We start from the raw sequence: 22,422 nt of genomic DNA, 5'->3' as shown, positions 1-22,422 counted from the left end.
GGAGACGGACAGATCAAGATCTTGTTATATCGATCTTCGCTACACATGAAAAAGGCGTCACCGAAGTGACGCCTTGATTCATCTCTAAATCTTACACGATAATTATATATGCATATCAGATTCGATTTTACCTTCGACCGAACGCACACCTTCCCGGCTGCGCTTGATTTCGGCTTCCACCTCCGGGTCCATTCTCAGGAAATAGGTCATGATGGCGCTTGAGAAATAAATCGCAGCGTAAATCATCATGACACCTTTAACACCGACGCGGTCAATGAAAAGGAATACAATTGCCGGACCGATCCAGACACTGGCCCCGGCACCGAGATTCAGGAGGGACATGGCTGCCGCTTTATTCTCAGGTGCGAGGTAAGGCATGAGAGCTGTCAGGGGCACGTAAGCTGCCAATGTTGCACCGTAAAGCGCACCCGCCGCCATGACGATATAAAGATGTTCCGGGCCGAGGAGTGTCGGCGCATAGAAAAACACCATCGTCGTAATGGTTGAGCCGAGTCCGCCCATCACCATCACCGTGCCACGCCAGCTGATACGGTCACTGCAAATGCCGAAAATCAGGTTGAAAAACACGTTACTCATGAAGATGGCCTGAAGCACGGCAAGCCATTGCGACGTCGTGAAGTTCAGCTCACGGAAGTAGAGCGGCATGAAGACCAGGAGTCCGAATTCCGCAGATGTGTCGATGGCACGAACAATACAGCCGACCCCGACTTTCGGCCGTTCCCACGCGATGGAAAGCGCCGAGAAAAGCGTGCGCAACGCATTGGGGTCATTTGTATTGCGGTTGGCCTTGGCGCCACGAATGCCGTAAAGCGCGAGTGACCCGCCGATTACGACGATGCCCAGCGCCAGCCACAATGTGTAATAGGAACCCATGATGGGCAGAAAGATACTGGCAAGGGTGGAGCCCAGCGTCGGCAGGCCTGCCGTGAAGCAGAACCAGAACCACCCTGCGGCAGAGCCCAGCTTGCTGGCCGGTGCCGTATGCACGACCCAGACGAGGAAGCCAAAGGCGAAAAGCGGGTAGCCAAAGCCCCTGATGCCGTAAAACAGGGCAATCAGAGAGAAAGATTTTGACGGCAAACCGTAGGAGAGGAACCCGACCTGAAAGATCGTCCAGATCAGCAAGCCGACAATCATGACGGTGCGTGAGCCCCAAAGCTCAGACAATGCGCCGGAAAGCCATGAGGAGAGGGCTGCTGTCACGCCGTAAATCGTGAATGACAGGGCGACATCCGTCTCCTTGAAGCCCTGGCCGACGAGGTAAGGTGATAGATAGCCACTCTCAACGCCGTCACCAATCATGAAAAGAAGGACGCCGACATAACCCCAAAGCATAACGGGAGGGATGCCGATCCAGGATAGGAAACGTCCAAAGGCTGTATCGGAGACTGTCTCCTTTACGACCTCAAGTTTCGCTGAATCCGGTATGAAGGCTCCGCCCGTCATATAGGGTACTCCTGTGTAAAATGGTCTCGCATATAAGCTGTAAAGCCGTTGTTAACGGCCGTGCTTAACAAAAATTAAATTAAATTGGAAATAGTAACGATTAAAAATAACGTGAAATATGTTATCTTGATATGATTTTGTGGTAAAATTTTCCACTTGTCCTGCGCAATCGTGCCGAGAGGCGAACTTGCTTTGTCCTGGAAATCAGACGCTTTCATAGATGGAATTCGACTTCAGATTACGGCGTGTCGCTTCCGGGAGCGCAAGTTTGAGGGTACGGCCTTCCCGCGCTGCGCGGGCCGCGATTTCCATAATGTGCATCACAGCCAGCATCTGATCTTCATTGATGAAAAGCGGGCCTTTCTGATTTAAGGTTTCGACGAGGAGGGTATAAAACTGGCGATGACAACCGCGCGGGGCGGGCATGTCCTGCTTGCTTACATCCTGATGACACAGCCGGATCGGGTCAGGGTCCACCCCGAACGCGTCGTCAGATGGGGAGATCTGCCTCACAAGCCGGTCTTCCTGGATATCCAATCCGGTCTTGATGACACCGCCTTTCATGCTGTGAATGACAAAACGCGGGGCAGGGAAGCGCGCAGAACGACATTGAGCTGCCGGTAATGCAGTGTCACCATGAACCAGTCATCCGCACCTGCCTCCACCCTCAGACACTGGATTTCCGCCGTCACGCGCTCTGGCACGCCGAAGGGCAGAAGGGCCTGATCCACCAGATGAGGCGCCAGATCAAACCACCTCCCCGTGCCCTCTCCCTTCGCAAAACGCCAATTATCCGAGACTGCCGGTTCAAACACATCAAAGGCCGATTCAACATGTCGGATGGGGACAAGCACGCCTGAGCGGACCACATCTGAAATGGCGAGGAAATCACTGTCCCAACGGCGGTTTTGAAAGACAATGACATGCTTGCCCGCCTCGCGCGCCGTCTGAAGAACGGCCTCCGCATCCCGGAGATTTGTTGTGAAAGGTTTATCGATGACAACATGTTTGCCAGCGCGCAGCGCCATCTCAGCAAAGGGGCGGTGCGTCTCGTTGGGAGAGGCGATTACGACGACATCGAGCGCGTCGTAATTGCACATGGCTTTGGCGTTATCGAAGATTTTGACGCCGGGATAGGATTTCTGGACTTCATCCCCACGGGAGGAACAAATGGCATGAAGCGCGAGGCCCTCCGTCGCCTTGATATAAGGCAGATGAAAAACCCGTCCGACATAACCGAAACCAATGACGCCAATTTTGAGAGGTTTCAGGGAAGTTTCAGGCATGGCGGCGTCTTCCTTTTGGTTGTTACAATGACAGGCCAAAAAAATTTATGTGCTGGAAATCCACAAAAACATTACATCATGCGCGCTTTAAAGCCGCTTCTGTCATGTCCTTGCGTGCAAAACCCTTCCCTGGCGCGCTTTGCGTCACCTTTAGAGATGTCGATGGCGCGGAAACGAGGGCCACGTCAAGCGCGACTGTCATTAAATGAAACGCTTCACCCACGTTTATCACATAAAAAAAGAAATAATAACAGATTAAAATGTTCTTTTCTGTTGCTTAGGACGGAAATTTTGTTCCAAACTAAGGTTAACGGCTGCATTATCGGTGCCCTCCTGTTAGGATGGCTGGCGGATCGCTGGGGGCGGCGCATGGTGCTGTTTGTCTGCGTTATTTTGTTTTCGGTGCAGTCGGTCGGGACGGCCATCGCGCCAAGCTTTAGCTTTTTCGTCATATTCCGGATGTTAGGTGGCATCGCTGTCGGGGCGCGCTATCAATGGAGCAATTTGCCATCGTGTTCGGGCAGGTCATTGTTTTTATCGTCAATTACATGATTGCGGCGAACGCGACTCAGCATTGACTCAATCATATGGGATGGCGCTGGATGTTCGCGTCGGAAATTGTTCCGTGCATTATTTTTGTCTGACCGTTTTCACCATCCCTGAATCACCGCGCTGGCATGCGCTTAAAGGCCGGGATGATCTGGCTTTAAAGACCTTGTCGCGCATCTCGAACGCGCAACATGCCCGGAATTTGATGGCGGAGATCAAGGATTCTCTGAAGTTGGTGGAAAATCAGGCTTCCTTCCGCCTCAGCACCGTGTTGAAAGATCGCCGCGCGATGTGGATCATCTTTGTCGCCTTCATGATCGCCGCCTTGCAGCAATTCACGGGCATCAATGTCATGATGTATTATGCGCCAATGGTGCTGCATGGCGTCGGGGGCTCGATGCAGTCCGCGCTTTTCCAGACAGTGTGGATTGGTGTGGCCCTGCTTCTGGGCAGTGTCGTGGGTGCATGGCTGATTGATTTCAAGGGACGCCGGTTCCTTCTGAAATATGGTGCGCTTTGCATGGTGGCGAGCCTCATCCTCGTCTCCATGGCGCTTTATCATCAGACGCAGGGTTGCGGTGCGCTCGCTGGCATGATGCTCTTCATGTTCACTTTCGGGTGCTCATGGGGGCCGATCACGTGGGTGCTTGTCTCCGAAATCTTCCCCAATCGCTTCCGTTCCATCGGGATGAGCATCGCGGTTGCGTCAAACTGGATCGGCAATTTCTTTGTCAGTCAGTTTTTCCCGATGGTGAATGAAAATAAATATCTGACCGAACATTTTCACAGTGCGTTTTCCATGTGGCTCTTCGCCATTCTGGGGCTTCTCTCCACATGGTTCGTCCTGCGCTTCGCGCCCGAAACGCGGGGCGTCTCGATGGAGAAAATCGAGGACACCATGCTTCAGGTTGCGCCAGCGTCCGTGCGTTAAGTGAAGCCGATGCGTCTCAAGGTCAGATGGATGCGTCGTGATCAAACCATCCGGTCGACCGAGCGGTCGGCGTTCTGACCGCAAACAGGGTCACGCCCATGTGTCTGTCGCTTTTCAAAAGAAAAATCTCAGGGGGCGGCGGGGCCAGGATGGATATGACCCCGCTGCAAGACAGTGCCCCCTCCTTCGGAAATACCGGATTTGCCGAAATCTCCGCGCAATTGACGGGTCAGGAAAAGCTTGATCCTCATCTTGTTCCCCGCTGTTACAGGGCGCTCTGCAAGGTGGACGCCCGGTTTGAAGACAAATTTCTGCACCTCGAACGCGCCGCGCAGGATTTCGCCCGGCCCCTGATGTCACATGGGGGGAATTTGCTGCGGCTTATCCTGAAGCGTCGGAAGTGGCCATGGCGATCATCTCGGCCTTATATCTCGGTTATACAGGCGGGCCCCGATCGGACTGTACGGAAGATGATGCGCAATTTGTCGCTTATGAAAATGCGCTCATGTACCGATCAACAATCGATGCGACAGTGATACCGTCTTACGCCCGCGGAAAAACAAATTACTGGGTGGAACCACCCGCAACGATCGGGCGGGACTGATATTTGAGATGAGATCTCTCCGGCTTATCGGGGTTATTGCCCTTTCCCGCCTGATCTCGGGTGCTGTCGCATGTGTGCCGCTCATTGCTGGTGCGGCGTCGGCCGATACGGGCCTTCAGCCCCTCATAGCGCGCGGTGCCTATATTGCGCGCGAGGCGGATTGTGAAGCCTGTCATATCGGGCCCGATGGTGCGCCCTATGCGGGTGGCAAAGCCATCCATTCCCCTCTCGGCGCCATTATTGCGCCCAATGTTACACCTTCAAAAACTTTCGGCATTGGCGGATAGAATGAAGCCGCCTTCGCGAAAGCCATCCGTCATGGCGTTTCACCGCACGGGTATCTCTATCCTGCCATGCCCTACACATCCTATGCCGGGATGAGCGACCGGGATGTGCACGCGCTGTTCACTTATCTGCAGAATAACGTCACCGCCATTGATGCCGGGCCAACGGTTGAGACGCGGCTTCCCTTTCCCTTCAATGTTCGCTCCCTCATGGCTGGGTGGAACAGACTTTTCGCGCGTGGGCGCCCGGTCGATGATGTGTGTGATCAACCCGGTAGTGTTTGCAGGCGGGCGGTATCTCGTCGATGTCATGGGGCATTGTTCCGCCTGCCACTCACCGCGCAATAGTCTCCTCGGCGAAGATAAGCATCGCTATCTTGGTGGGGCGGTTGTCGGGGGGCTGGTATGCACCTAATATCACATCGGATAAAATCAGCGGGATTGGGGCCTGGCGTGATGATGAGCTTTTCACATTCCTCAAAACAGGGGCCGTGTGCGGCAAAGCGCAGGCTTCTGGTGGTATGGCGGAAGCGATTGAGCACGGCTTGAGCCATCTTTCCAATGATGATCTTTACAGCATCGTTCGCTATCTGAAGACCGTCCCGCCCCTCCGGGATGCAGGCCAGACGGAGCCGGCCTTTGCGCGGCGCCCCCGGCAGGAACTAATATTTGAGGCCCTGCATCTTGGTGCCTCGCGGGCCGCGGGGGCGCTTTCCGATGGTTCTTCCCTTGACGGTGAGCAGATTTTATCGGGGCGTGTGCCTCATGCCATCAACTGAACGGCGCTGGCACGCGGGATCAGTTTACCCTTCCTTGTTTGCAAACACGGCGACAGGTGGGATGACGCCACGCAACCTTGTGATGAGCATCCTGACCGGCGTGTATCGCGAGGTGGACGGGCATATCGTGTTCATGCCCCATTTTGCGGATGAATTATCAGATGCGCAGGTCGCGGCGGTCAGTAATTATGTGCTGCAACGTTTCGGCAATGCGGCGCTTACCGTTTCGGCAGCAGATGTTGATAAATTCCGACGGGGTGATGATCGTCCTTTGCTGATGACCATGTTCGTGCGTCTGGGCGGAATTTCCGACTCTAGCGGGTTGGCGGCGGCAGGTGTCGCGGCACTGGCCTGGCTGGAGAGGCGCGCCTGCCAGCGGAAATTCGCTGAAGCTGAAATGGAATTGCCGCCGGATGCGTGACGCAGGCCGCGCTTTACCGTCATGACATTGCATGATTTTCGGAACGCCCCCATCTGCGCCCCGATCACGGTCGCCCGACCGCCCTCCACACCGTGTCTCCACGATGAAGAGCCGAGGACGGAATGGATGTTTTGTCAGATCGATGCGAGGAACTCCCCCCCCTCCTTTGCAGGAAGAGGGAATTAAACTCACAAATTACTGCATGTACTTGAAAAGTCGGTATCGCTACCAATCACGTCCAGATCTCTCACCAGATCGGGCATCCCTGTTTTACCGTTAAAGGCGGAGACGCTGATGTCCTGTCCTTTAACGTCAATCAGGTAATAATCACCATTAAAAAGCGCCCCCGCAGTATAGACAGGAATATTTCCAAAAACAGTATCTTTTTGCGCCCGGCAATAAGCTTGCGCGTGCGTGTGTCCGACGAATATCGCCTTGACCTTGTGGGACGTGATGATGGATTTGAACGTGGCGAGATCCTGCAGATTACCTCTATTGAGGAAATGAGAGTCGCCATCATTATAGAAAGGTCTGGCGTCATGAAAATTGATGATGGTGACCTTGCCTCTCAGATCAGCGCGTTCAAGATCCCGCTTGAGCCATTCCAGAGAGTTGGTGATGTTCACCGTCGTCTGCAGGATTACGTTATCGGCTTTTAAATTTGTCGTGTAGAGGGGATAATTCTGGAGTTGGACGTAAAGGACATCCCCGACATCTCAGGAATAAGAAAAGCTTCCACTAAAGTCGTCTGATTCCGTCAGAAGCTCCGTATGTATCGATCGTGACACATCTGAGCTGAAGGCGGCGCCAGGAATTTTATCGATATTATTCCTCATATTCTGAATATGATCATATTCCCTCGTAACCATATTCAGGGCGCAACCATCAGAAGATAATCCCCAATCTAGGAATTCATAGCAATCATGAACATTATTGGCGTAGTCATGATTTCCCAACCCCTCCAGAAGCGGGATATTGGTTGAGTGAAAAATGCGGGCATAATCGTCGTATTGAGTTGTGCGCCCATATTCCGTCAGGTCACCATTATTGATCATGAATCTGACGTTACTATGCTCTTTGATGGCATCAAGGGTGCTGTTGTCGATTGCTTTCCACTCCGCCCCGTTTGCACTTTCTGAATTCGGGTCACCCCCCGAGGATAAACGCCATGGCTGCGCGTCTGCCATGATGATTGCCCTGTAGTTTTTGATCGGCTCCGGGCGTACTTTTTTTTGCGCACATACTAGGTGATGGACGCTTTATTTCCATCCCCTGTGCCTTTCTGCGTAAAATAATAGTCGTCAGGGTCCGAATTGACCCAGTAAGAATTGCCCCCGCTATAAGGATTGTACGACGCGAAAGTAAGATTTGCGCCATCATTTTCGACCTTATATTTTGCCCATCTACCGGCGCCATGCAGCCAGGCATTGGATGTCGTCACCATGTAACCTTCACTATTGAAATGAATGTCGGATGGTGGGGAAGTTTTTCATTCACCTTCATCGATACCCTGACTGACGAGCTTCATATCTGTAATGGGCATGTTTAGCCAGTCAACGATATGCACGCTGGTTGAACGGTCATCAAAGGACCCTCCGACCGGATTTTATTTTTTACCTGAGGGTGAGCGTGCGTCTCTGATGTGGAGGACGCACCTGCACAGCCTGACAAGGTACAGACAGCCAAAATGATCGGTAGATATCTATACATTACAGATGTTTACTTTTTTATTAATCTGAAATAATGTTATATATCACAATGGCCACTTCAAACAAATTATAAACTTGTTAATACGATTAAAACTTATTTATAGTTTTAGAAAATACCAGAAAATTGCTTCTTATAATGATTTCGTATACTGACAATACGACATTTTATGACACGGCGTTTCGAAAATTTACCAATCGCATAGCGTGTCCTTACGATGTTTTCCAATATTTTTTGTGTAATGTCTCGGGTAAATAGCCTCTAAGAGGGTCGATCCGGCAAGATTGATTTCAAAATCTGAAAACGGGGTCGGGGCGCGTCACAAATTTATCGGCGCGTCCTGTTGAGGCGGGGCTGGACACGATGCGCGCAAGCGTCCCGCCTGATGGCATGTCGCCAAGGAGTAAAAGCGTCTGGTGACGGCGATGCACTGTTATTTCCGCCGCTCGGCAATGGCGGCTGCAAGAGTCATGATCATGACCATCGTTGCCGCATTGGCCCGGAAACCCTGGAAATCGGTTTCGACAATTTCAAACCACAGGCCGGATGCGGGGATAATTGGACTGATCGCATTATCCGTCAGCGACACAACCGGCACGCGTCTTTTTTCGAGCTGGTTGAAGAGGTGTACGGTCAGAGGCGCATATTCACTAAAGCTGATGACGAGGGCCGCATCTTCCGGCCCGGCGCCGAAAATGGACTCCTCTTCCATCCCCGCTTCAGCGCCCACAACTCGGTGCGGAATTTCAAGCTTGGTGAATAAATAAGCGAGGTAGCGCACAACAGCCATGGAGCGGCGCAGGCCAAGAATATAAATGATGCGGCCGCGTGCGAGGCAGGCAACCGCTTTCTGGAGACGTTCAGGGTCCACAAGGTGATGGAGCGCATCCATCGATATTTACGGCCAGCAGATTGGCGGCCGACTGGAAGATATGGCGACGTTCAGCAAAGCCGTGGGCGGGTGTCCGGCAAATATTGCGATCGGGACATTACGCCTGGGCCTGCGCGCCGCGCTTATCATGCGGGTGGGTGATGAGGCTTTCGGTCGCTTCATCCGGGAGCGCCTCGCGCGTGAGGGCGTGGAAACGCAGGGCGTGGTGACCGACACGGCCCGCCTGACGGCTTTGGCAATCCTGAGTGTGCGTGACCGGGAAAACTTTCCCCTGCTGTTTTACCGCACGGATTGTGCCGATGCGGCGCTGAATGAAGATGATATCAATCCGGCACTCATCCGTCGGGCCAAGGCGATCGTGGTGACCGGCACGCATTTCTCGCGTCCGCATAGCGCGGCGGCCCAGCGCAAAGCGATGAAGATCATCCACGAAGCGGGTGGTAAAGTGGTTTTCGACGTTGATTACCGTCCCAATCTTTGGGGCCTCGCCGGCATAGGTGAGGGGGAATCCCGTTATGTCCGTTCGGATGATGTCACCCGGTATCTCAGCGCCATCCTGCCGGAATGCGACCTGATTGTCGGTACGGAGGAGGAGCTCCATATCGCGGGCGGGAGTGAAGACACGCTGGAGGCGATCCGACGGATCCGAAGTTTGACGCAGGCCGTAATTGTCTGCAAACGCGGCCCCATGGGGTGCGTAGTCTTTGAGCACGATATTCCGGACAGTCTTGAAAAAGGCATTCGTGGGGCTGGTTTCCCGATTGATGTTTACAACACGTTGGGTGCGGGTGATGCGTTCATGTCCGGCTTCCTGCGCGGCTGGGTGCGGGGTGAAAAGCTTGAAACTTGCTGCACTTACGCCAATGCCTGCGGCGCCTTCGCCGTCTCACGCTTGTTATGTTCGGCGGAAATCCCGACATGGGAGGAACTCCGTTACTTCCTGAAAAATGGAAGCCCTCTTAAGGCGCTGCGTCATGATGCGGCGCTGAACTACCTGCATTGGGCCACGACAAGGCGGGCGCAATCCATGCCGATTATGGCGCTGGCCTGTGATCATCGCATGCAGCTTGAGGATATGGCCCGTGAGGCCGGTGCCGCACCGGGGCCTTTAAACGCCTCACGATCAAGGCGCTGGACAGGGTGACGAAGGGGCGTCCCGGATTTGGCACCTTCATGGATAGGCGTTTCGGCCAGGACGCGTTGTTTGACGCGTCGCATAAAGGTTTGTGGATCGCGCGCCCGATTGAGAAGCCCGGCTCGCGCCCTCTGGATTTTGATGATGGGGGAAGTCTGGGCGCCATCTGGCGGAATGGCCGATTGACCACGTCGTCAAATGCCTCTGCTTTTACCACCCGGATGACCCGGAAGCCTGGCAACGCATCGCGGCCGTCATCGCGGAACGTGACCCGCTTTGCCTCGGCATTGTCATACTCGGCCTTGATGCGCCGACGGATGATTTGCTTGAAGCCTTCAAGGCGGCCGCCGTCACACCCTAGGTCAAAGGTTTCGCGATTGGCCGCACGATTTTTGGCCAAACGGCGCGCGCATGGCTAGCCGGACAGATTGATGATGAACAGGCCGTTACAGAGATGGCCGGAAAATTCACCGTTTTTGTCGAGGCATGGACGGCTATTGAAGCCGCACGCGAAACGCTCAAGGTTTCTGCGTGATCCAAATCGGTTTAGGATTGGTTTCCCGCTTCTGCATTCATCGCACGCTTACTGGCGTGAAGGCGGAGTGGGCAGTAAAGGCATGATGTCATGACAAATTTGCTTGTTCATTCACAGGCGCCCGGGCTTGATCGCGTCACTATAAAGGTCACGCCGGAATCGGCAGGGTGGAAATATGTCGGGTTTGAAGTCCGTAAGCTGACGGCTGGTGAGGTGACCTCCGGCACGACCGATCAAACGGAAATCTGCCTGGTGCTACTGGGGGCAAAGGACGAATTGAAGCGGCCGGATGGGATTTCGGCCTGTTAGGTGAGCGCAAAAACCCGTTTGAGGGTTTGCCCTGGTCCGTTTATGTGCCCCCGAATGAAGCACGGTCCATTCGGGGGCACATAAACGGATCTGGAGGTAGCCATATGCTCTTCCTCCGCGCAGGGGAAATACCCGGCGCGCCTGATTAAACCGGATGAAGTGGGGGAGGTGCCGCGCGGCAAGGGTAATAACCAGCGCTTCATACGCAAAATCTTGCCGGACACGGCGCAGGCGGAGACGCTTCTCGTTGTGGAGGTCATCACCCCCGGCGGACACTGGTCAAGCTATCCGCCGCACAAGCATGACACGGATGATTATCCCAACGAAACCTACCTTGAGGAGACTTATTACCATCGCTTCAAACGCGGCAGCAGTTTTGCGCTGCAACGCGTCTACACCAAAGATAAAACCCTGGATGAGTCGATGGCAGTGGCGGATGGCGATGTCGTCATGGTGCCGAAAGGGTATCATCCGATCGGGACACCGGTGGGTTTTGACCTCTTCTACCTGAATGTCATGGCGGGGCCGCATCGCGTCTGGAAATTCTCGATGGACCCTGATCAGGCGCATCTGCCCTATTAATCGTCCGTTCCACCTGATGGGACAGAGCTTTAACTTAGTCAAAAAAGGATCAACCTATGCCTCTTCTCCATTTTCATATGCTCGAAGGTCGCAGCCCGGCGGAAATCCGGAAAATTCTCGATGTCGCGCATGAGGCCATGCTGGATGTTTTTCAGGTGCCGCGGCGGGATCGCTATCAGCTCGTCAGTGAATATAAACCCTCGCATATGATTGTGGAGGATACCGGGCTCGATATTCCGCGCACGGAAAAAGTCCTCCTCATCCAGATGTTCAGCCGACCACGCGAGGAGGAAAAAACCGCCGCGTTTTACAAGCGCCTCACCGAACGTCTGGAGGCGGAATGCCAGATCAAATCGTCCGATGTCATGATTTCGGTTATGGAAAATGAAGATGCGCACTGGTCCTTCGGGAACGGACGCGCGCAGTTTCTAACAGGTGAGCTCGGCTCAAGGCCACGACCCACTAGAGAAGCGCATATGCCGCCCTTCGGGGCGGCATATGCGCTCAAAACAATCAATTGGTGACATTGTGACGGGCTTAGCGACGCTCTTCAAACTCGCCGCCTGCGCGGAGATGCTTTTTACCGACCTGCCGATCACCGAGCACGTGCGTGAAATCTCCGCACGCGGTTTTATGGTGGAAATCTGGGACTGGACCCGGCACGACATTAAGGCGCTAAAGGCGACAGGCGTGGTATTTTCCTCCATGACTGGCTATGTCAGCGGCGGATTGGTCGAGGAAGCTGCCATCCATGATTTTCTCTCCTCGGTGGCCCGGTCCATCCCGATCGCGCAGGAACTCGGCATTACCCGACTGAATATTCATGGGACAGGTCTGGGCCCCACCGGACTGCCTGTCACCCCCGTACCGGTCGTCACGCCGGAAATGTGGATGAGGGCGCGCAGCATGACGTCACTTTCGTGCTGGAAAACCTCAATACCGCCATTGACCATCCCGGCGTGCCTTTTGCGAAAGCGGAGGATTACCTGGCCTTGATCAAGGCCGTCAACCATCCCAATCTGCGCCTGATGCTGGACCTCTACCATGCTCAGATCGGGGAGGGGAATCTTATTTCCCTTTTGCGTCGCTGCCTGCCTTATATCGGGGAAATTCAGGTGGCGGATGTGCCGGGCCGCTGTGAGCCGGGGACGGGCGAGATTGCTTATCCTGCCATCGCGAAAGCACTTTACGACATGCACTACACCGGTCCGATCGGGCTGGAAGCTTTCGCCCAATCGGACTTAGCCTTTGCGCTGGATCGCTTCCGTGCGGCATTTTCACTGTCGGTTTAAGGGGTTAGGAGACGGGATGATGGCATAAAAGGTTGCAGGGAAAGCACGATCCCGGTTTTTTATCGCTTCGGAATTTTCAACCTTCCGATAGAAAGTTGAAATAGCGTGGGATCGCGGTTATTCCCCTTGCTTCCCGCGTCCGCGCAAGCCGGCGCGCGTTCGTCGATGCCGTGATCCCTGTTCCGAAGACATCTGAATGCCCAAAAACCCCGCCTTTCTCCGCATTGCTTCGATCGATGGCCGCCGCCCCACCTCATGGTTTCGGCTGTGTCTATCCGGTGCGGTCACATGTCTGACGGTGCAGGCCGCGGCGGCGCGTGACATGGCGGAAGGTGGGTCGGTGACCGGCTTGTGGTCTCGTCGCGCCGCAGCCTGTCGCGCGGCGCCGAAAATGTCGTGTCCATCCTCATCATGAAGCAGATGGTCCCCGGCACAAATGTCATGAATGCGGTCGGGCGACTGCCGGGTGTGAGTTTTAGCTCGACTGATCCGCTCGGGATCGACACATTCGGCACGAGTACCTACGTGGGCGGCTTTTTTATGGATCAGATTGGTTACACGCTGGATGGTATCCCGCTGAATGACCAGACTTATGAAAGCAATAACGGCGTCAGCATCATCCAGGCGGCGGTTCAGGATGATATTGCGCATGTTACCGTGTCGGAAGGGCCGGGGGGGGTTGAAGTCCCCTCCACCTCAACCCTCGGCGGTATGATCCAGTTTGAAACGTCGGACCCGACAGCGAGGCGGGGTGGGAAAGTCTCGCAGAGTTTCGGGAGTTACGGCTCCATGCGCACTTATTTTCGTGGCGATACGGGTGAAATCAACAGGACAAGCACCAAAGCCTATGTCTCCTTCACCCGCGCGGATGAGAAATTATGGATGGGCTCAGGCGACCAGCAGCAAAAGCAGGTCCAGGCCAAAATTGTGCAGCCCATCGGTCATGACAGCAAAATCAAAGCGTTCTTTAATTGGAGCTCTTTGGCGCAATGGGGATATCCGGATTACTCCCTCGCGATGATTGACGCGCTGGGCTGGCGCATCCCCCGCCTCTATCCCAATTATGCGAAAGCCTACGCTTATGCATCAGGCGACCTTGATCTTCCGGCTTCACCTGCCATGAAGGCGAATGATGATCAGGCTTACCTCTATGATGGCGGTTAGGTTCAGATTGATTATACGGGCGGGCTCAATCTTGATTTCGCTTTAACCGATCGTCTTCGCTGGCGCTCGGTTGTTTATGGTCAGAGCGATACGGGCTATTACACTTATTCCGATTATGACCAGCCCTCACTCGGGACGGGTGCGCCTCTCTCCATGTCCGTCTGGTCAACCCGGCAGGAGCGGTTCGGTTTGACATCTTCCCTGCTTTATGATCTTGATAAGCATCACATTGATGCCGGGGTCTGGTTCGAAAATAATAATCAGCAGGAAAGTCTCTTCTGGTATAATGAGCCCGTCCTCGGTCAGGGCTCCCCGCTTGCGACGGTCGGGCCGTGGACGACATACGGGCCGGCTTTCAAGCAGGGCTATAATTATCTGTGGCACACAAATAATTTCGCGGCGCATATACAGGATGTCTGGCGGCCCTTCAAAAATCTGCGCCTTGTTGGGGGTTTCAAATCAATGCTGACCCATACAGGCGGCGGCGCGGATTATAATAATTCGGCCTATACAGGTGCTGATGCCCTGCCTAATGGCGGGATGACGGCATTTGACGCGTTCCTGCCGCATTTTGGGGCAAGTTGGCAATTTCTGCCCCGGGCATGAGCTTTATTTCGATCTCGCGGAAAACATGCTCAGCTACCTCGTTTTGCCGAATGGTGGCGGGAATTCGCTTTGATCAGTGCAGAGTCAGGAGATTTTCCGCGACCTGCAGAAAAAGGTCAAACCGGAGCGGGACTGGGTTTATACAGTCGGGTACCGCTACACGAACCGCTATATGCAGGCCAGTCTCGCCGGTTATCATGTTGATGCCTCCAATCGTCTTCAAGCGGCGACGCAGGGGACCATCCTCCAACCCATTTCCACCGTTGCGCAAACAAGCGTGCAGATTAATGGTGTCGATGCGGGGCTAACCCTTTATCCGCTCAAAAATGTCACGCTTTATAATAGCGTCAGCTATATGCACGGCACTTATGGGGATAATATCGGCGGTGCCGGCGTGACCTATGACACGAAGGGCAAACGCCTCGTCAATTATCCGGACTTTATGTACAAAGGGAACCTCGCTTATAATTGGCGCAACCTCGAAGCCCATTTTGACGTGCAGTATTTTTCCCGCCGTTATTTCAGCTATATGAACGACACGTCCGTGCCGGGTTACTGGCTGGCCAATGCGGGGGCGCGTTATAATTTCGGCAATGTCGGGCTGGCGAAGGACCTGACGATTTCCTTCAACGTCTATAATCTCTTCGATTCCCATTACATCTCCATGATGGGGGAAAACGGCAATCCGTTCGTCGGGGATTATCAATCTCTTGAGCGTGGGTCGGTGCGGCAGTTTTTCGGCACGGTCAGCACACGTTTCTGACGTTACTTTCGGGGCGACGGTGCCGCCGTGGACAGGCCCCGATAAGGTTTCACAAGATCTTCACAAAACGCAAAGAGTGACCGTTGTAATGTCTCCGAAACAGTCGGAGAAGGATCGTCATTGTTGCGTAAGTCATTGGGTTTTCAGGTCCACCCCCTATCAAGGATAACGCGGCGAGCGCTGCTGATCGGCCTTGTCGCGAGCACGGCCATTCCGCATATCGGTCATGCGAATGGGATGCAGAAGCTGGAGCAGATGGAACGACAGATCCATGCGATGCAGCGACAGCTTGAATCGCTCCGCGCCGCACATCAGAAAGAGCAGCTTCGTCAACGGAAGGAACTGGCGCAGTTACGCCGGGAGGTTGAGGGTAATCCGCAGCTTCTGCGCCCGCGCGGTGACGCGCTGCGTCCCGTCGGTGGGGCTCTCCCACCCGATAACATGGCCATGGCGGGTTATCCCCGTATGGATGAGCGTTCCATTCTCCTGCCACCCATCAATGCGGCCACGTCTTACGGACAATTAACGGGAACGCCGACCGAACGCGTGCTTAGTCTTTCCAGCCCGCTCCGGCGTGGGCAGTTGCAGGTTGGCGGGTTGCGTATCACGTTGGGCGGCTATGTGGAGGCGGCGTCCATTTTCCGCTCACGAAATAACGCGTCTGATATTTCCTCCAATTTTGGCACGCTGCCTTTCGGTAATGATCCCAATCATGCGATTACGGAATTCCGGGAGACAGCGCGGCAGAGTCGGCTTGTCGCCCTTATTGAAGGGAATATTGCTAGCGGGCTGCGCGCCCAGGCTTATATTGAGACCGACTTTCAGGCTTCCGGCTCCTCCTCAAATTCACGTCTCTCCAACAGCTACGTGCTGCGAGAGCGTGTATTTTACGGCCAGTTAATGGATGATAAAGACGATCTCACGCTGTTGGCGGGTCAGAACTGGTCGCTTCTGACCTTGCAAAATCACGGTATGCGCGCGCGTGATGAGCAGACGCCGATCGTCATCGACGCACAATATATTCCCGGTTTTACCTGGACGCGAAACCCGCAGATCCGGATTGTCAAAGGGTTTGACCATTCGCGTTATAATCTGGGCCTTTCCATCGAAAGCCCGCAACAGGTCATTGCGCCGGGGCCGGGCGGCGCCTATCTGCCGTCAGGCGCAACCCACAGCACCTTCCGTAACCCGGGCGTCGGGATCAATAACCCCTCTACGGATTATTCAACTGACATTGCCCCGGATGTCATCGCCAAATTCGGCGCGGACCCGGGTTGGGGGCATTACGAGATTTACGGTTTGATGCGCGTGGCGCATAGCCGTGTCACTTATGATGGTTATGGCAAATCCGCGACGCAACTCACGGGCGGCGGTGGCGGCGGTGCCATCCTGCCGCTGGAGAAAAAACACAAGATCAACCTTCAACTCTCCGGCCTATTCGGGAAAGGGATTGGACGTTACAGCTCCGCTAACACGCCGGATGCGACAATCGGGCCGGATGGACAGCTTGCCCTCCTCCCGGCCGCGCTCGCCCTGGCGGGGATTTACGGCAATATCTCGCCGAGCTTCCAGTTATTCGCCTATGCGGGCACGGAGGCCGTCCTGTCCCGGCAGTCATTTATGGCAGGCGGGTTGCCTTATGGGTATGGCAATCCCCTCTACCAGCTTTCCGGCTGTCAGCACGAGGGTGCCCCCGCGCGTCTGTGCCAGACGAGTATCCGGCAATCTGCCCAAGGTACGGCCGGTTTCTGGTGGACGTCCCTGCATGGGGATTACGGCACATTGCGGATCGGCGCGCAATATTCCTACACCACCTTATGGTCATTCTCCGGTGTGGGCGGTGAGCCCCATACAGATGCGCATATGGCGTTCCTTTCCTTCCGTTACCTGCCATTCCAGTAAAATCGCCTAAGGGTTGTGCATGGTTCCTGACGGGGCTGGTACCACCCGACCTGTTTTGGGCGGGCAAATCGGTCACACAAAAGTGAAATTGTTTCCATTGTGATTTTTAACCCTTCGTAAAGCTTGCGAGATCCGCGCGGGACCGGATATAGCCAGCTTCAGGATGCTGACATCTTGAAGAAAGCAGGAGGGGGCGATGCAAAGAAGCGTGCTGACCGCACCACGCCTCAGACTGCGTCATTTGTGCCTCGCTCTTCTCATCCTCCTCGGATTTACGGGTGAACTCACCCTACAGAGTCTGGCCACGCCCGATGAAGTCCCGCGCGCCGAGATCGTGCGTCTGCTCGGCATTGATATTGCGCCGGGTGCATCCTCTGCTGCGTCAGCGGGGATGCACCACCATCATAACAAACATAAGCCCGGCCATATGCATCAGGGGTGCGTGATTTGTCCGCTTCTGACGCTTGTCGCGATGATGGTGGCGCAAGCCGTCATTTTTCCCTTTTCAAGTCAGCCCGTCCTGCGTCTCTACTGCGTGCTTTTTGCAGCGCGCGCGCCGCCTCCGATTTTCTTCCCGCGCCCTTTCGGGCAGGCCCCCCCTTTTCCATCCTGAAACGTCATGTGTCGCGCGCCTTCCGCGCGCGGTGAGATTCCATTTTTACTTCAGGATGAATCAATGCCTGCCTCATATGATCGGCTGCGCAAATTACGGCGCGGCGTGCCCGTGGTCGTGCGTGCTCTGAGCGCCCTCCTACTGACCGATTCCGCCTTTTCTGCGACGCCACGCGCGGCCATGACGGTGGAAACTGACAGACCCATGTCCCGCACGGACTATTTCAATGTCACGGCCCGGCGGCCCGGTGACTCCCATAGTGCCGATACGTCAGACCTTCTTACCGACCAACTCGGTTACTCCAGCTATGCAGCGGGTGGCGTTGCCAATCTGCCCGTCCTGAATGGCATGGCGGATGACCGTGTCGCAACCATCGTCGATGGCATGCGCATGGGCAATGGCTGCCCCAATCACATGAATCCGATGATGTCTTACGTTGATCCTGACAGTGTGTCTGTCGCTCAGGCCATCGCGGGCATTACATCCGTGTCGGAAGGCGGCGACAGCATCGGCGGCTCGGTTCTGATCAAACGCCGCCCGTTGGAATTTTCCAAAACGCATTCCGTCCTCGTCACCGGTCGGGCACGGGGTGATTATCGCAGTAATGGCGGCGGGTCGGGCGCGTCAGGGAGTGTGACCGTCGCGAATGATATGTGGAGCCTGCGCTATACCGGCTCTTACGCCCATGCGAGTGACTATATGACGGGCGGGACGGGGCATCGTGTCCGTTCAACCTCTTATCTGTCTTTCAATCATGCCGTCACGGCGAGTTTCCAGAAAGGCGCCCATGCGGCGGACCTGACGTTCGGCCAGCAGGATATCCCGTATGAAGGCTTCCCCAACGCTTATATGGACATGACCAATAACCGCTCAAGCTTCGTAAACGGCCATTATAAGGGGGCCTTTGACTGGGGCACGCTGGAGGCGCGTGGTTTCTGGCAACGTGTCAACCACGTCATGAATATGCTGTCGGATAAAGGCGGCCACAGCGCGACGACGGGTATGCCCATGAACACCGATAAACGCACGGTCGGTTACAATGTCGATGTGACGATACCGCTTTCGACCCAGCATCGCCTGATGATGGGAAGTCAGTTTATCCATGACGGGTTGAATGATTGGTGGCCGCCCCTCATGGGCAGTAAAATGATGGGACCGGGGACATTTCATAGCATCAATAATGGCCATCGCGACCGGATCGGGCATTACCTGTCGTGGAATGCCCAATGGACGCCGAAATTTGCCTCCCAACTTGGTGTCCGCGATGATGTTGTGATGATGAATACCGGCAATGTCGCGCCCTATTCCTGGACCGGGATGATGTCCCGCCCCGACGCCAATGCGGCGCGGGCTTTCAATGCGTTAGATCGCGGGCGCACGGATGTGAATTTTGATGTCACGGCAACGACACGGTACGTAGCCAATGACCGCGTCAGCCTTGAAGGCGGTTTCGCGCGCAAGACACGTTCACCTAATATGTATGAGCGTTATGCCTGGGGTATGGGCGCGATGGCGACGAAGATGATCGGTTGGTTCGGGGATGGGAATGGCTATGTCGGCAATCCAGACCTTAAACCGGAAGTGGCTTATACAGCCAGTTACACTCTCAGCCTTCATGACGCGTCACAACGGAAATGGGCGGTGAATATCCAGCCCTTCTATACTTACACCCATAATTACATCAATGTGACGCGTATCAGCGCTTTGGGAAAAGGGTTTGAGAAACTTCGTTTCGACAACCATAATGCGCAAAGTTACGGCATCAATGCGAATGGCCGCGTGCGGCTTTATAATAGTCGGATCTGGGGGAGTGGCGCCGTCGTAAGCTACTTGAATTGGGTCCGGGGCCAGGATGAGGTGACGGGGTCCGGTCTTTATCACCCGATGCCAGCAAGTGGTTTAATCGGTTTTCACTCCACGTACAAAAACCTCTCGGGTCGGGTTGATGTCACGCTTGTGAAGCGCAAAAGCTCGGTCGACTGGCTGCGTAATGAGCCGAGAACACCGGGTTATGCGTTACTTGGCATGGGATTGCGCTATGATTGGCGGGCCTTCACACTCGACGCCGCTATCGAAAATCTTCTGGATCAAAAATATTATCTGCCGCTCGGCGGATGGTCACTTGGTGATTATAAAGCCACGAAAATACTTTCCCCTCTGGTAGGGATGGGGCGCTCCTTCAATCTGAGTCTCGCCGCGCGCTTCTGACAACAGGCACCTCCCCCTCAACGGGGGAGGTGCTTCATGCAGGAAACGTCATCTCGCCTTCCTGATGGAAGGCGATGATGGCGACGTTATTGTCCCCCGTCTCCCGCATGTAACTTTCCGCAGCCCGCCAGGCTGTGACGCCCCGACGGCAGATGAAGACACATCTGCGGCCCGGTGAAGCTGCAAGATGCCCCACCTCATCCGCTTCAATCGTCTGGACGTCACCTTTGAAAAATCGAGGGTCAAGTTCTGCAGGACGCATCAGGAAAATACGGTCCGTGGCGCTGAGGGACGTCGCATCGATAAATGCCGCGTAGGGCGTTTCAGGCTCCGAAGCGCCGTCAAAACGGAACTGCGCCGTCTTCCAATTTTCAAGATTGATCTGAAACATCAGGCCGAGGGGTGAAGGTGACGCATCCATTAAAACATCAAGCACCATCTGCGCCTGTAAAGCGCCCATCATGGCGACAACCGGGCCCATCACGCCCGTTTCCCTGCATGTCATGACGCGTGCGGGCAGAGAGGGGAATATGGCCCGGTAGCTGGGCGCGTTATGGCAGAAGCTACCGACATACCCCATGCGCCCGGCAACCGAAGCGGAGACAAAAGGGGTGTTGCGCCGCTTGCATATATCTGAAAGCGCGTAGGTCACCGCGACTTCATCCGCCGCATCGACGACAATATCGAAATCGGGGATGAGGGACATCGCACGATCCGGCGTCATTGCGCGCGGGATTTCGACAAGCTGGCTTTCACGATTGAGCGTCGAGAGATGATAAACAGCGCACGCTGCTTTGTTGAAACCGATGTCACTTTCACGGAAAATCGTCTGGCGGTGCAGATTATGCGCCGCCACCACGTCATGATCCATAATCGCAATATATCCGCACCCCGCGCCCACAAGGAGCGGCAGGAGGCTCGCCCCGAGCCCCCCCGCGCCGATGACAAGTACGCGGGCTTGGCGCAACCGCGCCTGATCCCGCATCCCATTGGGGAAAATCCGGACCTGACGGTCATAACGTGACATGCTGCGTCTCGCTTGTGCGTTCCAGCCAGAGCCGACAGCGTTCGACCGGGTCTGGCGCGGTGATGACATCTGTGACGACACAGACGACATCGGCACCGGCATTGAGAACCCCCGGCAGAAGCTCAGGCGTCAAACCGCCGATGGCGATGAGGGGAAGGGGGCTGATCCGGTCCTTCCAAACCCTGATTTTATCCAATCCCTGTGGCGCGCATTTCATCTCTTTCAGTTTCGTCTCATAAATCGGGCCGAGCGCGATGTAATCGGGTGTCAATGCCAAAGCGCGCGTCAGTTCGGCATCATTATGGGTGGAAAGTCCGATGCGCATCCCCGCGCGACGGATCTGCATCAGATCGGCATGGTCAAGATCCTCCTGCCCCAGATGCACCCAGCCACAGCCCAACTCACAGGCCATCTGCCAGTAATCATTGACGATGAGGATGGCGCCATAAGCGTCGCAAAGATGTTTTGCACGCGCGATCTCCTCTCGAATCACAGGAAGAGGGCGGTCCTTGATGCGCATCTGGACGAGGCGTAATCCGACTTTCAGGCACGCCTCAAGATGCGCCGTCGTGTTGAGAATGAGATAAAATGACGGCAATGCAGGCTTCATGTTAAATCTGCCATGCCGAAAACAGGTGTCGATGGCTGCGCCATATCCCGGCGCGGCATCAAGCCTGCCTGAAAGGCGTCCTGCCCGGCTTCAATGGCCTGACGAAAGGCGCGGGCCATGACTTCCGGATCACGCGCATGTGCGATGGCCGTGTTCAGTAAAATGCCGTCCATGCCCATTTCCATCGCCTCAAGGGCCTGGCTTGGCGCGCCAATTCCGGCATCGATAATTATTGGCGTATCGGGAAACCAGGCCCGCATCGTCCGCAGCGCTTCCTTGTGCCGCAAACCCTGCCCGCTACCGATTGGCGCGGCCCAGGGCATCAGCACCTGACACCCGGCCGCCAATAATCTTTCACCCAGAATGAGATCTTCCGTGGTGTAGGGAAACACGTCAAAACCGTCATCACAAAGGATGCGGGCGGCTTCGACAAGCTTGAAGGGGTCCGGTTGCAGCGTATCCGCATGGCCGATCACCTCAAGTTTGATCCAGCTTGTGCCGAAAAGCTCGCGGGCCATGTGGGCTGTTGTGACAGCTTCCTTCACACTGTGACAGCCCGCCGTGTTCGGCAGGATGCGACACGCACTCTGCTGGAGGATCTCGCGAAAGGAGGCGCCCTCCGCCCCTTCCCGCCGCAGGGAGACGGTGATGACATCCGCCCCGGACGCGATGACGGCGCGGCGTAATATCGCGGGAGATGGATATTGCGCCGTGCCGAGGAAGAGGCGGCTTTTGAGAGTAACGCCGTAAAACATG

General features: G+C 55.2%; 27 protein-coding genes and 4 pseudogenes. 21 read left to right on the top strand and 10 right to left on the bottom strand.

The genetic code is table 11. The features are described from left to right. Nucleotides 1–102: 102 nt before the first annotated feature. The 3 genes from AAYR33_04415 to AAYR33_04405 all read right to left on the bottom strand — a co-directional run bounded on the left by AAYR33_04415 (nt 103) and on the right by AAYR33_04405 (nt 2,753). Complete coding sequence (locus AAYR33_04415; GenBank protein XAO72146.1) at nt 103–1,467, bottom strand: MFS transporter; 1,365 nt, start codon at nt 1,465–1,467, stop codon at nt 103–105. Nucleotides 1,468–1,671: 204 nt separating this feature from the next. Further along, on the bottom strand, nt 1,672–2,031 hold the full coding sequence (locus tag AAYR33_04410; GenBank protein ID XAO72145.1) for a hypothetical protein: 360 nt from the start codon (nt 2,029–2,031) through the stop codon (nt 1,672–1,674). Further along, the gene (locus AAYR33_04405; GenBank protein ID XAO72144.1) at nt 2,028–2,753 is read right to left on the bottom strand and encodes a Gfo/Idh/MocA family oxidoreductase; all 726 of its coding nucleotides are present in this window, start codon (nt 2,751–2,753) and stop codon (nt 2,028–2,030) included. The genes AAYR33_04410 and AAYR33_04405 overlap by 4 nt, the downstream gene beginning before the upstream one ends. A 15-nt stretch (nt 2,754–2,768) precedes the next feature. Here AAYR33_04405 and AAYR33_04400 point away from each other — a divergent pair, with 15 nt between their 5' ends. The 7 genes from AAYR33_04400 to AAYR33_04370 all read left to right on the top strand — a co-directional run bounded on the left by AAYR33_04400 (nt 2,769) and on the right by AAYR33_04370 (nt 6,321). After that, nucleotides 2,769–3,305, top strand: a complete 537-nt coding sequence (locus AAYR33_04400) for an MFS transporter (GenBank protein XAO72143.1) — start codon at nt 2,769–2,771, stop codon at nt 3,303–3,305. A gap of 73 nt (nt 3,306–3,378) precedes the next feature. Next, complete coding sequence (locus tag AAYR33_04395) at nt 3,379–4,233, top strand: MFS transporter (GenBank protein ID XAO72142.1); 855 nt, start codon at nt 3,379–3,381, stop codon at nt 4,231–4,233. A gap of 307 nt (nt 4,234–4,540) precedes the next feature. Beyond that, complete coding sequence (locus AAYR33_04390; protein XAO72380.1) at nt 4,541–4,837, top strand: sugar dehydrogenase complex small subunit; 297 nt, start codon at nt 4,541–4,543, stop codon at nt 4,835–4,837. Between the two features lie 8 nt (nt 4,838–4,845). Next, on the top strand, nt 4,846–5,124 hold the full coding sequence (locus AAYR33_04385; protein XAO72141.1) for a hypothetical protein: 279 nt from the start codon (nt 4,846–4,848) through the stop codon (nt 5,122–5,124). Between the two features lie 66 nt (nt 5,125–5,190). After that, nucleotides 5,191–5,469, top strand: a complete 279-nt coding sequence (locus AAYR33_04380; protein XAO72140.1) for a hypothetical protein — start codon at nt 5,191–5,193, stop codon at nt 5,467–5,469. Nucleotides 5,470–5,498: 29 nt separating this feature from the next. Next, nucleotides 5,499–5,900 (top strand): hypothetical protein, encoded by a 402-nt coding sequence (locus AAYR33_04375; protein XAO72139.1) that lies wholly within the window; start codon nt 5,499–5,501, stop codon nt 5,898–5,900. 34 nt (nt 5,901–5,934) lie between these two features. Then, on the top strand, nt 5,935–6,321 hold the full coding sequence (locus tag AAYR33_04370; GenBank protein ID XAO72138.1) for a cytochrome c: 387 nt from the start codon (nt 5,935–5,937) through the stop codon (nt 6,319–6,321). A gap of 188 nt (nt 6,322–6,509) precedes the next feature. Here the strand turns inward: AAYR33_04370 and AAYR33_04365 are convergent, their stop codons facing one another. The 4 genes from AAYR33_04365 to AAYR33_04350 all read right to left on the bottom strand — a co-directional run bounded on the left by AAYR33_04365 (nt 6,510) and on the right by AAYR33_04350 (nt 8,920). After that, nucleotides 6,510–6,947, bottom strand: a complete 438-nt coding sequence (locus tag AAYR33_04365; GenBank protein ID XAO72137.1) for a hypothetical protein — start codon at nt 6,945–6,947, stop codon at nt 6,510–6,512. 90 nt (nt 6,948–7,037) lie between these two features. Beyond that, nucleotides 7,038–7,508 carry a hypothetical protein gene (locus AAYR33_04360; protein ID XAO72136.1) on the bottom strand — a complete coding sequence of 157 codons (471 nt, stop codon included), beginning with the start codon at nt 7,506–7,508 and terminating at the stop codon, nt 7,038–7,040. Between the two features lie 56 nt (nt 7,509–7,564). Continuing rightward, nucleotides 7,565–7,765 carry a hypothetical protein gene (locus tag AAYR33_04355; protein ID XAO72135.1) on the bottom strand — a complete coding sequence of 67 codons (201 nt, stop codon included), beginning with the start codon at nt 7,763–7,765 and terminating at the stop codon, nt 7,565–7,567. A gap of 696 nt (nt 7,766–8,461) precedes the next feature. Next, a complete protein-coding gene (locus AAYR33_04350; protein XAO72134.1) occupies nt 8,462–8,920 on the bottom strand; it encodes a MurR/RpiR family transcriptional regulator in 459 nt (152 codons plus the stop codon). Nucleotides 8,921–8,960: 40 nt separating this feature from the next. Here AAYR33_04350 and iolC point away from each other — a divergent pair. The 14 genes and pseudogenes from iolC to AAYR33_04280 all read left to right on the top strand — a co-directional run bounded on the left by iolC (nt 8,961) and on the right by AAYR33_04280 (nt 20,029). After that, a pseudogene (iolC, locus tag AAYR33_04345) lies at nt 8,961–10,159 on the top strand (5-dehydro-2-deoxygluconokinase). Nucleotides 10,160–10,221: 62 nt separating this feature from the next. Then, nucleotides 10,222–10,590, top strand: a pseudogene (locus tag AAYR33_04340) (DUF2090 domain-containing protein). Nucleotides 10,591–10,680: 90 nt separating this feature from the next. Further along, a pseudogene (locus AAYR33_04335) lies at nt 10,681–11,048 on the top strand (5-deoxy-glucuronate isomerase). Further along, the gene (gene iolB / locus AAYR33_04330) at nt 10,990–11,481 is read left to right on the top strand and encodes a 5-deoxy-glucuronate isomerase (GenBank protein XAO72379.1); all 492 of its coding nucleotides are present in this window, start codon (nt 10,990–10,992) and stop codon (nt 11,479–11,481) included. Before AAYR33_04335 ends, iolB begins: the two are co-directional and overlap by 59 nt. A 56-nt stretch (nt 11,482–11,537) precedes the next feature. Continuing rightward, nucleotides 11,538–11,924 (top strand): annotated as a pseudogene (locus AAYR33_04325) (tautomerase family protein). A gap of 85 nt (nt 11,925–12,009) precedes the next feature. After that, on the top strand, nt 12,010–12,477 hold the full coding sequence (locus tag AAYR33_04320) for a hypothetical protein (GenBank protein XAO72133.1): 468 nt from the start codon (nt 12,010–12,012) through the stop codon (nt 12,475–12,477). Then, a complete protein-coding gene (locus tag AAYR33_04315) occupies nt 12,369–12,773 on the top strand; it encodes a TIM barrel protein (protein ID XAO72132.1) in 405 nt (134 codons plus the stop codon). The genes AAYR33_04320 and AAYR33_04315 overlap by 109 nt, the downstream gene beginning before the upstream one ends. Nucleotides 12,774–12,969: 196 nt before the next feature. Beyond that, nucleotides 12,970–13,188, top strand: a complete 219-nt coding sequence (locus tag AAYR33_04310) for a hypothetical protein (protein XAO72131.1) — start codon at nt 12,970–12,972, stop codon at nt 13,186–13,188. After that, on the top strand, nt 13,185–13,937 hold the full coding sequence (locus tag AAYR33_04305; GenBank protein ID XAO72130.1) for a TonB-dependent receptor plug domain-containing protein: 753 nt from the start codon (nt 13,185–13,187) through the stop codon (nt 13,935–13,937). Before AAYR33_04310 ends, AAYR33_04305 begins: the two co-directional genes overlap by 4 nt. Nucleotides 13,938–14,090: 153 nt before the next feature. Next, nucleotides 14,091–14,543: a hypothetical protein gene (locus AAYR33_04300; protein XAO72129.1), complete on the top strand. Its 453-nt coding sequence runs from the start codon at nt 14,091–14,093 to the stop codon at nt 14,541–14,543. Between the two features lie 76 nt (nt 14,544–14,619). After that, on the top strand, nt 14,620–15,306 hold the full coding sequence (locus AAYR33_04295; protein ID XAO72128.1) for a TonB-dependent receptor: 687 nt from the start codon (nt 14,620–14,622) through the stop codon (nt 15,304–15,306). Between the two features lie 123 nt (nt 15,307–15,429). Then, on the top strand, nt 15,430–17,208 hold the full coding sequence (locus AAYR33_04290; GenBank protein ID XAO72127.1) for a hypothetical protein: 1,779 nt from the start codon (nt 15,430–15,432) through the stop codon (nt 17,206–17,208). 196 nt (nt 17,209–17,404) lie between these two features. Continuing rightward, nucleotides 17,405–17,821, top strand: coding sequence for a DUF2946 family protein (locus AAYR33_04285; protein ID XAO72126.1), 417 nt, complete (start codon nt 17,405–17,407; stop codon nt 17,819–17,821). Nucleotides 17,822–17,884: 63 nt separating this feature from the next. Then, nucleotides 17,885–20,029 (top strand): TonB-dependent receptor plug domain-containing protein, encoded by a 2,145-nt coding sequence (locus AAYR33_04280; protein XAO72125.1) that lies wholly within the window; start codon nt 17,885–17,887, stop codon nt 20,027–20,029. 34 nt (nt 20,030–20,063) lie between these two features. Here AAYR33_04280 and AAYR33_04275 read toward each other — a convergent pair whose 3' ends face one another. The 3 genes from AAYR33_04275 to AAYR33_04265 are packed head-to-tail and all read right to left on the bottom strand — an operon-like array spanning nt 20,064 to nt 22,421. Further along, nucleotides 20,064–21,056, bottom strand: coding sequence for a HesA/MoeB/ThiF family protein (locus tag AAYR33_04275; protein XAO72124.1), 993 nt, complete (start codon nt 21,054–21,056; stop codon nt 20,064–20,066). Continuing rightward, a complete protein-coding gene (locus AAYR33_04270) occupies nt 21,043–21,666 on the bottom strand; it encodes a thiamine phosphate synthase (protein ID XAO72123.1) in 624 nt (207 codons plus the stop codon). The genes AAYR33_04275 and AAYR33_04270 overlap by 14 nt, the downstream gene beginning before the upstream one ends. Further along, a complete protein-coding gene (locus tag AAYR33_04265; protein XAO72122.1) occupies nt 21,663–22,421 on the bottom strand; it encodes a thiazole synthase in 759 nt (252 codons plus the stop codon). The genes AAYR33_04270 and AAYR33_04265 overlap by 4 nt, the downstream gene beginning before the upstream one ends. Nucleotide 22,422 lies beyond the last annotated feature (1 nt).

The organism is Acetobacteraceae bacterium (genome assembly GCA_039613835.1).
In the GTDB taxonomy this organism is placed as follows: Bacteria; Pseudomonadota; Alphaproteobacteria; order Acetobacterales; family Acetobacteraceae; genus Sorlinia.
The sequence above is the reverse complement of the archived record's forward strand: the minus strand, read 5'-3'. Positions and strand labels throughout refer to the sequence as shown.